Origin of the sequence: Lactobacillus sp. wkB10 (assembly GCF_000760615.1) — a bacterium.
Lineage (GTDB): Bacteria > Bacillota > Bacilli > Lactobacillales > Lactobacillaceae > Lactobacillus > Lactobacillus huangpiensis.
The window spans coordinates 133,142-147,415 of the sequence record NZ_JRJB01000003.1; the positions used below are offsets into that span (position 1 = coordinate 133,142).

Genomic DNA, 14,274 nt, shown 5'->3' on the forward strand with positions numbered 1-14,274 from the left:
ATGTATCTCAAGCATTTTATTGCCCAAAATTACCGCAATTTACAGCAATTTGAGGTTGATTTTGATCCTAATGTGAATATTTTTATAGGACAAAACGCTCAAGGCAAAACTAATTTGCTAGAAGCGATTTATTTTTTGGCTTTAACTCGGTCTCATCGAACTAGTAATGACAAAGAACTGATTGCTTTTGGCAAAGATTATGCCAATGTTTCCGGGCACATTTACAAAAGTCAAGTTGATTTGTCCTTGCGGGTTTTAATTACTACCAAGGGCAAAAAGGTTTGGGTTAATCGAGTTGAACAAGCAAAATTATCTAATTATGTTGGCGAGCTAAATGCTATTTTGTTTTCTCCGGAAGATTTAGACCTGATTAAAGGTGCTCCTAATTTAAGACGTCGGTTTATGGATCAAGAGTTTGGTCAAATTAGTGCAGAATACCTCTATTTTGCGGGGAAGTATAAACAGGTTTTGCAGCAAAAAAACAATTACTTGAAGCAACTAGCTAAAGGTGATACGCATGATACCCTGTTTTTAGAGGTTTTATCTGATCAATTAGCTGGAGTTGCTGCAGAAGTAATTGTTCGTCGCTTTCAATTTTTAAATTACCTAGACCAATATGCTAGGGATGCATATGCACATATTAGTACCAGTGCAGAAAAATTGGAGGTAACCTATCGACCATCAGTAAAGGAAATTTCTGCAAAAGACAGTGTCGAAGAAGTTTACCATAAAGTATTAAATAATTTTCAGAAAAATAAAAAGATTGAAATCCTCAAAGGTACGACATTGAGCGGACCTCACAGGGATGACATTGAATTTGGACTTGATGGAAAAGATGCACATTTGTATGGTTCTCAAGGACAACAAAGAACTATAGCACTTAGCATCAAACTAGCAGAAATACAACTTGTGCACCAAATAACTGACGAATATCCATTATTATTGCTTGATGATGTAATGAGCGAGCTTGATCATAACCGTCAAAGTGCTCTACTTAACTACATCCACGGCAAAACGCAAACATTTATTACGACAACAGATCTTGAGGGTATTTCCTGGGAAATAATTAAAAAGCCGAAAATATACCGCATAAAATCTGGACAAATTTATTTAGAAGAGGGGAAATTGCATGGCAGATAATAACAAAGAAAATCTTAATCAAATTAAGCAATACGAAAAAGAAGCCGATAAATATAATGCCAGTCAGATTCAAGTCTTAGGCGGACTTGAAGCAGTTCGTAAACGTCCAGGAATGTATATTGGCTCAACCAGTTCTCAGGGATTACACCATTTAGTATGGGAAATAATAGATAATGGTATTGATGAAAGCTTAGCAGGCTTTGCCAGCAAGATTGAAGTTACTATCAATGAGGATGGCAGTGTTACCGTTCAAGATGATGGGCGTGGAATTCCGGTAGATATTCAAAAGAAAACCGGTCGTCCGGCACTTGAAACGGTTTTTACTGTCCTGCATGCAGGCGGTAAATTTGGCGGTGGCGGCTACAAAGTATCCGGTGGCTTGCACGGAGTTGGTGCGTCTGTCGTTAACGCTTTGTCAACCAAACTAGACGTTACAACAATGCGTGATGGTAAAAAGTATTTTATCGACTTTAGTCGTGGTCGCGTAGTTGATGAAATGAAAATGATTGGAACCGTGCCCTTATCTGAACATGGAACAATAGTACACTTTTTCCCAGATCCTGATATTTTTACTGAAACTACTTCTTTTGATGATAAAATTCTCAAAAACCGAATTCGTGAATTGGCTTTTTTAAACAAAGGCTTGAAATTAACCTTTACCGATAAAAGAAAAGATAGTGCAGAAACCGATGTTTACCACTATGAAGGTGGCATTCAGGAATATGTGTCATTCTTAAACCGTGACACAGAAGTATTATTCGATGAACCAATTTACGTAGAAGGTAACGACAACGATATTAACGTTGAAGTATCTTTGCAATATACAAAAGGCTATAAAACAACGTTAATGACCTTTGCCAATAATATTCATACTTATGAAGGCGGAATGCATGAGGCAGGGTTCAAGACAGCCTTAACGCGGGTAGTTAATGATTATGCCCATAAAACCAAATTGTTAAAAGACAGTGATGATAATCTTTCAGGAGAAGATATTCGGGAAGGAATGACCGCTGTAGTTTCTGTCAAACACCCTAACCCCCAATTTGAAGGCCAGACTAAAACTAAATTAGGCAATTCAGACGCTCGAACAGCCGTTGATCATGCTTTTTCTGAAACTTTCAACCGTTTTTTAATGGAAAATCCTCAGGTTGGTCGCAAAATTGTTGAAAAGGCTCAGTTAGCTGAACGTGCTCGGACAGCTGCTAAACGCGCTCGTGAGGTTACACGTAAAAAATCAGGACTAGAAATTGCCAATCTGCCTGGTAAGTTGGCTGACAACACCAGTAATGATCCTAGCATTTCTGAATTATTCATAGTTGAGGGTAATTCTGCCGGCGGTTCTGCTAAACAAGGACGTTCAAGATTAACTCAGGCAATTTTGCCGATCCGTGGTAAAATTCTGAACGTTGAAAAAGCTTCAATGGATCGTATTTTGGCTAACCAAGAAATTCGTTCACTTTTTACAGCTTTAGGTACCGGTTTTGGTGCAGACTTTGATGTTTCTAAGGCTCGTTATCATAAGTTAATCATTATGACAGATGCTGATGTCGATGGGGCTCATATTCGGACCTTGCTCTTAACCCTCTTTTATAATTACATGCGTCCAATGATTGAAAAAGGCTACGTTTATATTGCACGTCCACCTCTATATCAAGTGCGTCAGGGCAAGGTTGTCAGATACTTAGATACCGATGAAGAATTGCATGACTATTTAGGTAGTTTACAACCAAGTCCTAAGCCGCTGGTACAGCGCTATAAGGGACTAGGTGAAATGGATCCGGAACAGCTATGGGATACAACCATGAATCCTGAAAATAGAAGACTCGACCGTGTAAGTCCGGAATACGCTAAAAATGCCGATGAGGTATTTGAATTGCTTATGGGCAATGAAGTAGGACCGCGGCGCAATTTTATTGAAACTAACGCTAAATACGTTGAAAACTTGGATGCATAGGAGGTTTAAATGGATAACGACAATCAAGGTCAGGATCACAGAATAAGAAACGTTGATTTGACCAGCGTAATGAATAGTTCATTCCTGGATTATGCCATGTCCGTTATCGTAGCACGGGCTTTACCCGATGTACGCGATGGCTTGAAGCCGGTTCAACGCCGGATTCTATATGGCATGAGTGAACTAGGAGTTACACCAGATAAACCATACAAAAAATCAGCCAGAATCGTTGGGGAAGTTATGGGTAAGTTTCACCCTCACGGTGATTCCTCAATTTATTTAGCAATGGCTCATATGGCACAAGATTTCAGCTACCGCTATATGCTTGTAGATGGTCACGGAAACTTTGGTTCAGTTGATGGTGATGAACCAGCCGCAATGCGTTATACTGAGGCGCGCATGAGCAAAATTGCAGTTGAAATGCTGCGCGACATCAATAAAAATACTGTTAATTGGCAACGTAATTATGATGATTCTGAAAATGAACCAGTAGTTCTGCCGGCTAGAATACCAAACTTATTAGTTAACGGTACTAGTGGTATTGCGGTTGGTATGACTACCAACATTCCGCCGCACAATTTATCAGAAGTGATTAAGGGCCTGCACATGCTAATGAACAATCCTGATGTCACTACTAAAGAACTAATGAAAGCAATCCCGGGTCCAGATTTTCCTACAGGTGGTACTATCATGGGTCGCGGTGGCATTTATCGCGCCTATGAAACTGGTCGTGGCAATATCGTTGTTCGTGCTAATACTAATATTGAAACTGAAAAAAGTGGCCGTGAAAGAATAGTTGTCACTGAAATACCATACTTGGTCAATAAAGCAGAACTGGTTAAGAAAATTGCTGATTTGGCACGTGCTAAAACAATTGATGGTATTACCGGTGTGCGTGATGAATCAGATCAAACGGGGATGAGAATTACTATTGATATTCGCCGTGATGCCAGTGCCAGTGTGGTTTTAAATAACTTGTTTAAGCTGACCCAAATGCAGGCTAATTTTGGCATGAATATGGTAGCAATTGTCGATGGTGCACCACACTTTCTCAGCCTCAAGCAAATGTTGCAATATTACTTGGAACACCAAGAAGATGTTGTTACTCGCAGAACTAAGTTTGAGTTGGAAAAGGCTGAAGCTCGGGCTCATATTCTTGAAGGTCTGCAGATTGCTCTTGATCATATTGACGAAATTGTTCATATAATTCGTCAGAGTCAATCAAGTGATATTGCAAAAGCTGCTTTAATCAGTCGTTTTGGTCTTGATGACAAGCAGTCACAAGCTATTTTAGACATGAGACTGGTACGGTTAACCGGACTGGAACGTGACAAGGTTGAGGCTGAATACAAAGAACTACAAGCCAAGATTGCTGATTATAAAGATATTTTGGCAAAACCAGAGCGAATTAATGAGATCATTTATAATGAATTGTTAGATATTCAAAAGCGCTTTGGTGATGATCGGCGGACTAAAATTGGCGCCAGTGAAGTTGTTTCAATTGAAGATGAAGATTTAATTGAAAAACAAGATGTTTTACTAACTTTAACCCATAGTGGCTACATTAAGCGGATGCCAATTACTGAATTTAAGACCCAAAATCGTGGCGGCAAAGGTATTAAAGGCATGGGCGTTAAAGATGGCGACTTCATTGCCAACCTAATTTACTCAAGCACGCATGATACGTTGCTGTTCTTTACCAACAAGGGCAAAGTTTATTCTAAGAAAGCCTATGAAATTCCAGAATTTGGCCGTACTGCCAAAGGATTGCCAATAGTCAACTTGTTGCAACTGGAAAAGGGTGAAAAGATCCAGACAATCGTCAATATTCCTGAAGATGCCGATGACCAGTACCTGTTCTTTATTACGAAGATGGGAACGGTCAAACGTACACATGTCAGTGAATTCGGCAATATTCGCAATAGCGGCCTAATTGCATTGACATTGCGCGATGGCGACGAGTTGAATAACGTTTTGGCTACAGATGGCAGTCAGGATATTTTAATCGGCACTCACTTAGGTTATGCAGTACGCTTTAATGAAAAAACTGTTAGATCTATGGGTAGAACTGCTGCCGGTGTTCGCGGAATTAATTTGCGCGAAAATGATTATGTTGTTGGTTCTGGGGTCGTTAAGAATAGTGATGAAGTTTTGGTCATTTCTGAAAAAGGTTATGGCAAGAGAACAGCGGCTTCTGAATATCCAACAAAGGGTCGTGGCGGTAAAGGTATTAAAACCGCAAATATTACCGAGAAAAATGGTCCATTGTCAGGAGTAACAGTGATTGATGGCAGTCAGGATATTATGGTTATCACTGATGATGGCATCATGATTCGCTTCAAGACAAATGACGTCTCTCAAACAGGTCGCAGCACTCTTGGTGTACGCTTGATTAAAGTTAATGACAACAATAAAGTTGCAAGTCTTGCAATTGTTCCTGCTGAAGAAGACCAGGAAGTAGCAGCTTCAGAAGAAACTGATGAAGAGCAAGATTAATTACTAAATCAAAACTTTTAAAAATTATCAGATTATTTTACGTACTTACTAGTAAGAAATAAAAATTTCTTATTGGATCACGTGAAGATAGTTTGGTAATTTTTTGTTTATGTGCTAAAATTAGAGACTGCGAGTAATAAAATTACTCCTTGTTCTTGATTTTTAGCAAGAACCATTTAGTCCAGAAGGAGGTGCACTAGTATGACAACTACTAAGTACGAAATAACTTATATTATCAAGCCTGACATTGATGAAGAATCAAAAAAGGCATTAGTTGAAAACTATGATAAGGTTATTACTGATAACGGTGGTACGATGGTTGAGTCAAAAGACTGGGAAAAGCGTCATTTCGCATATGAAATTAATAAATATCGTGAGGGATTATATCACGTTATGACTTTCACTGCTGATAATGCTGATGCAGTTAACGAATTTGACCGTTTGTCCAAGATTGATACTGCTGTTTTACGTTCAATGACCGTTAAAGTTGGATAATTACTAACAAAAACTTTATCGTTTTCGTGATTTAGGAAAGGAAGGACCTAAAGTATGATTAATCGAGTTGTACTTGTTGGCCGTTTAACACGTGATCCTGAATTGCGTACTACTGGGAGCGGAATCTCGGTTGCTACGTTTACTCTTGCTGTAGATCGTCAATATACAAACGCACAAGGCGAGAGAGGTGCAGATTTTATCAGTTGTGTCATTTGGCGCAAAGCTGCGGAAAATTTCTGTAATTTTACGTCTAAAGGTTCACTTGTTGGTATTGATGGCCGAATTCAAACCAGAAGTTACGATAATAAAGATGGGCAAAGAGTATATGTAACAGAAGTTATCGTTGATAACTTTGCATTGCTTGAATCACGTAAAGATCGTGAAGCCCGTGGTCAAAATGGTGGTTATACACCAAATAATAATGGCAATTTTGGTAATCAGAATACTAATAATACCCCTAACATGGGAGCATCTAACCAGAATAACTCCGCTAATAATGGACCAGACGATACTCAGGATCCATTTGCAGGTTCAGGTGATACCATTGATATTTCTGATGATGATTTACCATTCTAAATTAACAGAAAGGACCTAGGATATGGCTCAACAAAGAAGAAGCGGCGGCGCTCATCGTCGTCGTAAGGTTGACTACATTGCTGCCAACCATATTGATTACGTTGACTACAAGGACGTTGATTTGTTGAAACGTTTTATCTCTGAAAGAGGTAAAATCTTACCACGTCGTGTCACTGGCACCAGCGCTAAGAATCAACGTAAAGTAGCTAAGGCAATTGAAAGAGCTCGCATTATGGGCTTGTTGCCATTTGTTACTGAAGACTAAGATAAAAACTAAAGTAACCCTTTAGATTGGACTATTTCCTATCTAAAGGGTTTTATTATGCTTAAACTGGTTATTGCATATAATGGTTCTTTTAACCGTGGATATTTTATCAATTTATACTTGTTGTCTTTAACTAGTAATAGTATAAAATAATTATGTCCCGATAAAGAACGCAAATCTTAAAATAACAATATAAAAAACAGTAAATGACTATAAATAGTGTAATGTTTATAGAAATATTTGTTCGTTTTCAGTTTAGCTGAAAGTTATTCAACATAAAGATAAAATTTATAAGCATTATGAAGTATTAAACAAAAAAATATAAATGATATAATTGAAAAACGAAAGAGTACAGTTTTCATATCCAAATATTTTATTATTTCTTGGTTTATAGCGATAGACTCGGGAGTTTTTGTTTACCTTAGATAAATTTATATGAATTAATAGATTTGCCGTTTTTAGATTGAGAGTTTGAATTATGATGGAAAATAAAGCAAGAACTAAGTACCAAAAGGTAATGCTAGATTTACGTGAAAAAATTCTTACAGGTATATATCCGATTGATACAAAATTACCAAGTGAAGAAGAATTAAAAAAGATTTATGGAGTAAGTCGAATTACTGTACGTGAAGCCGTTAATGGATTAGTTTCAGATGGTATCGTGGAAAAGGTTCAGGGAAAAGGCAGCTTTGTTCGAGAATTACATCACGTCAAACGTTTACTAAAAAGTAATTCTATTGAAAGTTTTTCAAAAACCGCAATCAAAAATGGTTTTAAGCCAAAGATGGAAGTTTTAAAACTGGAAAAAATTAAAACTAATGCAGAGTTAAGAGACGGCTTAAAATGTAATAGTGACTACGCAATTCATTCTCTTAGAATTTGTTACTTAGACAATGACCCAACGGTTATAGAAAGTAATTACTACCCTCTTCCAAGATTTGAAGGATTAACAAATTATGATTTAAGTGGCTCATTATATCAAGTGCTTAAGGATAATTATGGAATAGATAATTTGAAAGATTCTGAAAGTATTTTACGTGTTGTTCTGGCTGATAAAGAGCAAGCAAGATTACTAAACCGCTCTGTGGGATTTCCGTTGTTTTATTTACGAAATCAAGTTTTTGACAACAATAAAAAGGTAATTCAATTTGGTACAGAGTTTATAGCAACAGATCGTTATGAATTCATGATTTAAGTTATTTGCAGTGTAAAAAATAGTAAACTAAAGGTCTTTTTGGTCTTTAGCTAATTTTTTGATAGGAAGCAGTATAGATGCAAAAAAGCCTCTTTACTGCTTTTTTATTTAATGATTAAACTCTAGATCTCAAAATTATGCTCAAAAGTCGTTGACAATTTCTCTTGAAAGCGTGTACAATCTAATTGTAAAAATATAACGACATATGATGTTATAAATATGGAGGAAAAATGGATAATAAAACAATTGTAAAAAATGTTGTAAAGCACAACGATGGAAAAATAAGTAATGTTTATTTCACTGCTTGTGGTGGCTCTTTAGTAGACATGTATCCAGCATATTATTTCTTAAAATCTGAAGCAGAAAATCTATCAACTGGGTGGTACACAGCAAATGAATTTGTACATGTTACTCCTAAAAAGATAGGAGCACAATCCATTGTTTTTGTTTGCTCACATAGTGGAAATACTCCTGAATCTGTGAAAGCAGCTAAAGTAGCCCAAGAAAAAGGCGCAATTACTATCGGATTAACATTTAACCCAAAGGCTGATCTATTAAAATACTCAGATGAAAAAATTATTTATGAATGGGGCAATGAAAATGAAGTTGTCAAGAACCCAATGGCAATAGTGCTTGATATTACTTCTCAAATTTTGGGTAAATTAGAGGGGTATGACAAGTTGGCTGAATTTGAGGATGGCTTTAATAAAATTGACACAATTGTTACTAATGCCTTAACTCAGGTGCAAGACCGTACCAAGAGATTCGCTGATAAATATCAACATGAACCTATGTTTTACATCTTAGGTAGCGGAGCTTCTTTCGGTCATACATACGGCTTTGCTATTTGCAGTTTAATGGAAATGCAATGGCTTGATGCAGCTCCTATTCACTCCGGTGAATACTTCCATGGACCTTTTGAAGTGACCGACAAAGACAAGCCTTACATTGTAATGGAAAGTATTGGCAGAACGCGCCCATTAGATGAAAGAGCAATTAAGTTCTTAAAGAAGTATGCTGAGAAAATAGAAATAGTTGATGCTAAGGAATTAGGATTAGACTTAATTGATAGTAGTGTTGCTGAATACTTTAACCCAATTTTGTTCTACTCAGTACTATGTGAATATCGAGCAAGACTTGCAGATATTCGTAACCATTCTTTGGAAGTAAGAAGATATATGGGAAAAGTTGAATATTAAAATAAAACCAAAACGATCGCTTTAGAGCTAATATTTATCAACTGCTTAATGATGGGGCAAAATAGTGATACTTTTTCTAAATTAATTAAAAAATCAACATAGCGATCGCAATAAATATGAAAGTTACTAATAGGAAAGGAGTAACTGAAAATTATGATAAAACTTTTTCGCGTAGATCACCGATTGCTTCATGGTCAGGTAGCAGTCTCGTGGTATGGGGCAGTAGGTGCTGATTGTATCCTGATTGCTAATGATGATGTACCAAAAGATCCCATTAGAAAAGCATCAATTAAAATGGCGAAACCTTCTGGAAGTAAGTTGGTGATGCAAAGTATTGACCGCAGCATTGAATCTTTGAATAGCGGAATAACAGACAAGTATCATTTAATGATTATAGTAGAAAGTATTAATGATGCATACAGAATTATAAGCAAAATGAATAACAAACCAAAGGTTCTTAATTTAGGCGGTACTAAAGAAACAAGCGAAACTAAAATTTTAGCACCTTCTGTTAATACAAGCTCAAAGGATGAAAAGCAGCTAAAAGAATTAATTGAACAAGGCGTTAAAGTTGAAGTGCAGCAAGTCTCAACATCGTCGATAAAAGTAGTTAAAGAAACTGATCTTTCTGCAGAATAGAGGATAAAAAATGCTTGTAAAAACACTATTAATTGGCTTAGTGGCTTTAGTTGGGTATAGTGAATACTTTTTAACCGGAGCATCAATGATTTTTAGACCAATTGCTTTGGCACCACTAGTCGGCATTGTTTTAGGCAATATACCTGAAGCAATTAAAGTTGGAGCAGCGATGGAATTAGCATACATTGGTGTTGTTGAAGTTGGAATCTCTACTCCTCAAGATATGGTATCAGCCTCAGTTTTAGGTACTACTTTTGCTTTATCTACTGGAAAAGGAATTTCCGCGGCTTTAACATTTGGATTACCTTTGTCTATGCTGGTATTGATTGTTCAAAATGTTATGTACATTTTTGTAGCGCCGTTATATGTTAACAAAATGGATGAATATGCCAAAAAAGCTGAAGATCGCAAATTAAGTTTAATGGCTTTTTGGGGTGGTACTGCAGTTAATTTCTTACCATCAGTATTATTCATCATGCTAGCCTATTATTTCGGAACAGGTTTTTCTAAGCAAATAATAAGTGTCATTCCCCAATTTGTTCAAGATGGACTAGTTGTTGCTAGTGGTTTGTTACCTGCCTTTGGATTTGCCTTGCTAATCCAGCAGATGCTGCGCAAGGACATCGTTCCATACATGATTCTTGGCTTTGCATTGACTGCCTACCTGAAAATTCCAATTATAGGAATAGCAATCTTTGGCCTGGTTATTGTAATGATTTTGTACTATAACGAGAAAAAATTAAAACAACAAATGGATTTGATTGGAAAAGGAGCTACAGACGATGATGAAAGTTTCTAATAATGAGATGCGCAAGGCTCTGTGGTCAACGTTTTGGCGGTCATTTGCAGCTAATGCTCCTTGGGAATTGACGCGCCAAGAAGCTACTGGATATGCTTTTAGTATGGTTCCATCACTGCGAGTAATATATAAAGACGATAAAAATGGTAAAGCCCAGGCTTTACAAAGACATATGCAATTTTTTAACATTACTAATGTGTTGCTACCCTTAGTTCTTGGAACGTCCATTGCTATGGAGGAAGAAAATAAAGCCAATCCTGACTTTGATCCGGCTATTATTAACAACGTCAAAGTAAGTCTTATGGGACCTTTGTCTGCAATTGGAGACTCAATGTTTTTGACGACCTGGAGAGTTATTTGTATGGGTATTTCTCTAGCTCTTTGTCAAGCCGGAAACATTTTAGGTCCTATTCTGTTTATGGCTTCCTACAATGTTGTGACTATCGCAGTAAGATGGTTTGGTCTGAAAATTGGGTATGAACAAGGTACCAAATTTATCCAAAGAGTAAGCGATTCTAACATAATTCAAAATATTTCTAATAAAGCATCAATTTTGGGAATGATGGTCGTAGGCGCTATGATTCCAAGCTATGTGGTTGTTAATTCACCGATTAAAATCGGCACAGGAAAATCAGCTGTTTCTTTAGTTAGTACCTTAAACCAAATTGTGCCTTCAATGTTGCCTTTAGCAGCTACTCTGATTGTTTTATGGATGATTAGAAAGAAATGGAAAGTTTCTTGGATTTTGGTTACTATCGTTGCTTTCAGTATCATTGGTACATGGTTACATATTTTATCAGCATAATTGAAATTGGAGGCTAATGTGACTGATTTGGTTTTACTTAGTCATGGTACTTTTTGTAAAGGTATTAAAGAAGGTGCCGAGATGATTCTTGGCCCTCAAAAAAGTATTCATACAATTGATCTAAAAGAAGGCGAGAGTCCGGAACATTTTCAAACGCGCTTTTTAAATTTGACAGGTAGTTTAGAAAAATTTGTTGTGTTTACTGATATTCTTGGTGGTACGCCCTATAATGTTGCTTATAAATTACTGCTTTCCTCAGAAAACAAATTTGAGCTTTATACTGGAATGAATCTCCCAATGATTATTAGTTATGTTAATGCACAACTTGTTTCAAATAGTCCTAACTTAATTGGCGATGCTAAAAATGGAATAAAGTTTATTGAAGCAAAATACGAAGATTCGCCAGATGACGAATTTTAGTATCATAGTCAAATAAAAGAAAAATTAAAAATATAACCTTGGACTATTTATTCGAGGGTTGTGATAACTTCTCGTCACAAGCAGATAGAAGTATGATAATACAGCTATCTGCTTTTTCTTTTGTTCTTAAGATTGATTGCTATAAGGTGTTGCTAACATAGCCTTTTGACATATTTAAGTATAAGTTGCCTAGTTTCTTATCCAGAGAATACAATGTATAATAATAATGATGTATTATACATTATTTTAGGAAGGACCTTACATGAAAGATTTTTTACGTAAGCTTGAATTTCCTGCTTTTATTAAAGATTCCAGGCTCACGGCCTCAGTCATTATAATTTTAGCGTTATCGCTTTTGGGTAGCATTGTTGCAATGATCATGAACCCTTTATTTGGCTTAGCCATGGTTTTGATCTTTATTTTGACTGTAGCATGTGTTGCTTATGGTGCATATATCTTAGCTGGCAATGCGAATAATTTTGCTGTTAGTTTGTCTTACCGGATTAAGCGCAGCGAACAAGAGGCAATGATTAAAATGCCACTCGGCATTTTGCTTTATGATGAGGATCGGCAAATTCAGTGGGCCAATCCTTACCTGCAGCTTTATTTAAAAAATGAAGATTTGATTGGACATACAATTGCCTCTGTTGATCCTGAACTAGATAAATTAATTGATGAATCATTGAAGGCTAAAACAGCTGAAAATCATGTAGTAAATTGGGATGGTCATCAATTTGAGATGGTTATCCAGGACAATCTCGGTGTTGTTTATTTACTTGATATTACGCGTTATGCCAAAATCGAAGAAAGATACAACAACGAATTATTGGCTATTGGCCAGATTTTTATTGATAATTACGATGAATTAAGCGAAACAATGCATGACCAGGAGCTAACGACTACTAGTGCATATGTTCAGAATACTTTAAGTGATTATGCTAAAAATTTTAATGCCTATCTTAAGCGTATTGATGAAGATCACTTTTTGTTGTTACTGCACATGCAAGATTTGGTTAAAATGGAAAAAGACAAGTTTTCTGTTTTGGATAAAATGCGTTTGGAAACCAGTCGTAATAATACGCCTCTAACTTTGTCAATTGGTATTGCTTTTGGCAGCAGCTTGATTACCGAGTTAGCTGATCAAGCACAGTCAAACCTTGACCTCGCGTTAGGCAGGGGCGGTGATCAAGTTGTTCTCAGTCAACCAGGCAAGGCTGCTCGTTTCTTTGGTGGTAAATCGAATCCGATGGAGAAAAGAACCAGAGTCAGAGCCAGAATGGTTTCACAGGCGATTAGTGAGCTGTTCAAAGAGGCAGACCGCGTTTTTGTAGTTGGTCATGCCAGCCCTGACATGGACTCAATCGGCAGTGGCATTGGCGTTGTTAAAATCGCACGTCTGCATCATGTGAAGGCAAATTTTGTCTTAGATGTTAATAAAACCAATTATGATGTCAGCCGTTTAGTTGCTAAAATGGAAAAGGTAAAGGGAGATAATGATATTTTTATTGCTCCTGGGGATGCCTTGGAAGCAGTGACTGACAAGTCCATGTTGGTTATGGTTGATCACTCGAAATACTCTATTACTTATTCGAAAGAATTATATGATCGGTTAAGAGATAGAATTATTGTCATTGATCATCACCGTCGCGGTGAAGAATTTCCTGAAAATCCAATGCTGACGTATGTTGAGCCTTATGCCTCATCAGCCTGTGAACTGGTGACTGAAATGGTTGAATACCAGCAGCCAAGTTCCGGCAAGCGCGTGTTAACTGACCTTGATGCTACGGCAATGCTGGCGGGAATTACGGTTGATTCGAAAGAATTTTCTTTGCGTACTGGTACTCGGACGTTTGATGCTGCCAGTTACTTGCGGTCGATCGGTGCAAGCACGATGGGTGTTAGTGAACTGCTGAAAGAAGATATAGACAGTTTTCTGCAGCGTACTCGTTTGGTCAGCAGCTTAAAAATGATCAAGCCCAAAATGGCTGTTTTATGTGGTCCAGATGACAAGGAAATTGATCCTATTATCACGGCTCAAGCAGCAGATACGGCTCTTGATTTAGAAAATGTTGAAGCCAGTTTTGCAATCACCAGGCGGAATAAAGATACAATTGGCATATCTGCTCGTTCAATGGGTGATATTAATGTCCAGTTAATTATGGAAAAACTTGGCGGTGGTGGCCATTTGTCTAATGCAGCTACCCAAATTAAAGGGATATCTGTTCAGGAGGCACTTGCCAAATTGATGGATGCGGTAGATACTTATGAACAAGAAAATGAATAAAAGGAGA

13 protein-coding genes are annotated in these 14,274 nt (G+C 37.1%); all 13 read left to right on the forward strand.

The window, feature by feature from the left end; genetic code table 11:
* The 13 genes from recF to LACWKB10_RS03045 all read left to right on the forward strand — a co-directional run bounded on the left by recF (position 1) and on the right by LACWKB10_RS03045 (position 14,267).
* Positions 1-1,140, forward strand: coding sequence for a DNA replication/repair protein RecF (recF, locus tag LACWKB10_RS02985; protein ID WP_034978621.1), 1,140 nt, complete (start codon positions 1-3; stop codon positions 1,138-1,140).
* Complete coding sequence (gene gyrB / locus LACWKB10_RS02990) at positions 1,130-3,094, forward strand: DNA topoisomerase (ATP-hydrolyzing) subunit B (RefSeq protein WP_034978623.1); 1,965 nt, start codon at positions 1,130-1,132, stop codon at positions 3,092-3,094. Before recF ends, gyrB begins: the two co-directional genes overlap by 11 nt.
* 9 nt (positions 3,095-3,103) lie before the next feature.
* Positions 3,104-5,590, forward strand: coding sequence for a DNA gyrase subunit A (gene gyrA / locus LACWKB10_RS02995; protein WP_034978625.1), 2,487 nt, complete (start codon positions 3,104-3,106; stop codon positions 5,588-5,590).
* Between the two features lie 201 nt (positions 5,591-5,791).
* Complete coding sequence (gene rpsF, locus LACWKB10_RS03000) at positions 5,792-6,085, forward strand: 30S ribosomal protein S6 (RefSeq protein WP_034978626.1); 294 nt, start codon at positions 5,792-5,794, stop codon at positions 6,083-6,085.
* 54 nt (positions 6,086-6,139) lie between these two features.
* Complete coding sequence (gene ssb, locus LACWKB10_RS03005) at positions 6,140-6,661, forward strand: single-stranded DNA-binding protein (protein ID WP_034978628.1); 522 nt, start codon at positions 6,140-6,142, stop codon at positions 6,659-6,661.
* 22 nt (positions 6,662-6,683) lie between these two features.
* Positions 6,684-6,926, forward strand: coding sequence for a 30S ribosomal protein S18 (gene rpsR / locus LACWKB10_RS03010; protein WP_034978630.1), 243 nt, complete (start codon positions 6,684-6,686; stop codon positions 6,924-6,926).
* A 478-nt stretch (positions 6,927-7,404) separates the two neighbouring features.
* A complete protein-coding gene (locus tag LACWKB10_RS03015) occupies positions 7,405-8,121 on the forward strand; it encodes a GntR family transcriptional regulator (RefSeq protein WP_034978632.1) in 717 nt (238 codons plus the stop codon).
* Between the two features lie 230 nt (positions 8,122-8,351).
* Positions 8,352-9,320, forward strand: coding sequence for an SIS domain-containing protein (locus LACWKB10_RS03020; protein ID WP_034978634.1), 969 nt, complete (start codon positions 8,352-8,354; stop codon positions 9,318-9,320).
* Between the two features lie 153 nt (positions 9,321-9,473).
* Complete coding sequence (locus LACWKB10_RS03025) at positions 9,474-9,959, forward strand: PTS sugar transporter subunit IIB (RefSeq protein WP_034978636.1); 486 nt, start codon at positions 9,474-9,476, stop codon at positions 9,957-9,959.
* A 10-nt stretch (positions 9,960-9,969) separates the two neighbouring features.
* The gene (locus tag LACWKB10_RS03030) at positions 9,970-10,758 is read left to right on the forward strand and encodes a PTS sugar transporter subunit IIC (RefSeq protein WP_034978638.1); all 789 of its coding nucleotides are present in this window, start codon (positions 9,970-9,972) and stop codon (positions 10,756-10,758) included.
* Positions 10,742-11,563 carry a PTS system mannose/fructose/sorbose family transporter subunit IID gene (locus LACWKB10_RS03035; protein ID WP_052060259.1) on the forward strand — a complete coding sequence of 274 codons (822 nt, stop codon included), beginning with the start codon at positions 10,742-10,744 and terminating at the stop codon, positions 11,561-11,563. The genes LACWKB10_RS03030 and LACWKB10_RS03035 overlap by 17 nt, the downstream gene beginning before the upstream one ends.
* Before the next feature lie 18 nt (positions 11,564-11,581).
* Positions 11,582-11,983, forward strand: coding sequence for a PTS sugar transporter subunit IIA (locus LACWKB10_RS03040; RefSeq protein ID WP_034978640.1), 402 nt, complete (start codon positions 11,582-11,584; stop codon positions 11,981-11,983).
* A 262-nt stretch (positions 11,984-12,245) separates the two neighbouring features.
* Entirely contained in the window at positions 12,246-14,267 is a 2,022-nt protein-coding gene (locus LACWKB10_RS03045; protein ID WP_034978642.1) for a DHH family phosphoesterase, read from the forward strand.
* Positions 14,268-14,274: the final 7 nt, after the last annotated feature.

Excerpts from the sequence above, each read along its gene's own strand:
- recF (WP_034978621.1), top strand. The coding sequence starts at position 1 with ATGTATCTCAAGCATTTTATTGCCCAAAATTACCGCAATTTACAGCAA.
- gyrB (WP_034978623.1), top strand. The coding sequence starts at position 1,130 with ATGGCAGATAATAACAAAGAAAATCTTAATCAAATTAAGCAATACGAA.
- gyrA (WP_034978625.1), top strand. The coding sequence starts at position 3,104 with ATGGATAACGACAATCAAGGTCAGGATCACAGAATAAGAAACGTTGAT.
- rpsF (WP_034978626.1), top strand. The coding sequence starts at position 5,792 with ATGACAACTACTAAGTACGAAATAACTTATATTATCAAGCCTGACATT.
- ssb (WP_034978628.1), top strand. The coding sequence starts at position 6,140 with ATGATTAATCGAGTTGTACTTGTTGGCCGTTTAACACGTGATCCTGAA.
- rpsR (WP_034978630.1), top strand. The coding sequence starts at position 6,684 with ATGGCTCAACAAAGAAGAAGCGGCGGCGCTCATCGTCGTCGTAAGGTT.
- LACWKB10_RS03015 (WP_034978632.1), top strand. The coding sequence starts at position 7,405 with ATGATGGAAAATAAAGCAAGAACTAAGTACCAAAAGGTAATGCTAGAT.
- LACWKB10_RS03020 (WP_034978634.1), top strand. The coding sequence starts at position 8,352 with ATGGATAATAAAACAATTGTAAAAAATGTTGTAAAGCACAACGATGGA.
- LACWKB10_RS03025 (WP_034978636.1), top strand. The coding sequence starts at position 9,474 with ATGATAAAACTTTTTCGCGTAGATCACCGATTGCTTCATGGTCAGGTA.
- LACWKB10_RS03030 (WP_034978638.1), top strand. The coding sequence starts at position 9,970 with ATGCTTGTAAAAACACTATTAATTGGCTTAGTGGCTTTAGTTGGGTAT.
- LACWKB10_RS03035 (WP_052060259.1), top strand. The coding sequence starts at position 10,742 with ATGATGAAAGTTTCTAATAATGAGATGCGCAAGGCTCTGTGGTCAACG.
- LACWKB10_RS03045 (WP_034978642.1), top strand. The coding sequence starts at position 12,246 with ATGAAAGATTTTTTACGTAAGCTTGAATTTCCTGCTTTTATTAAAGAT.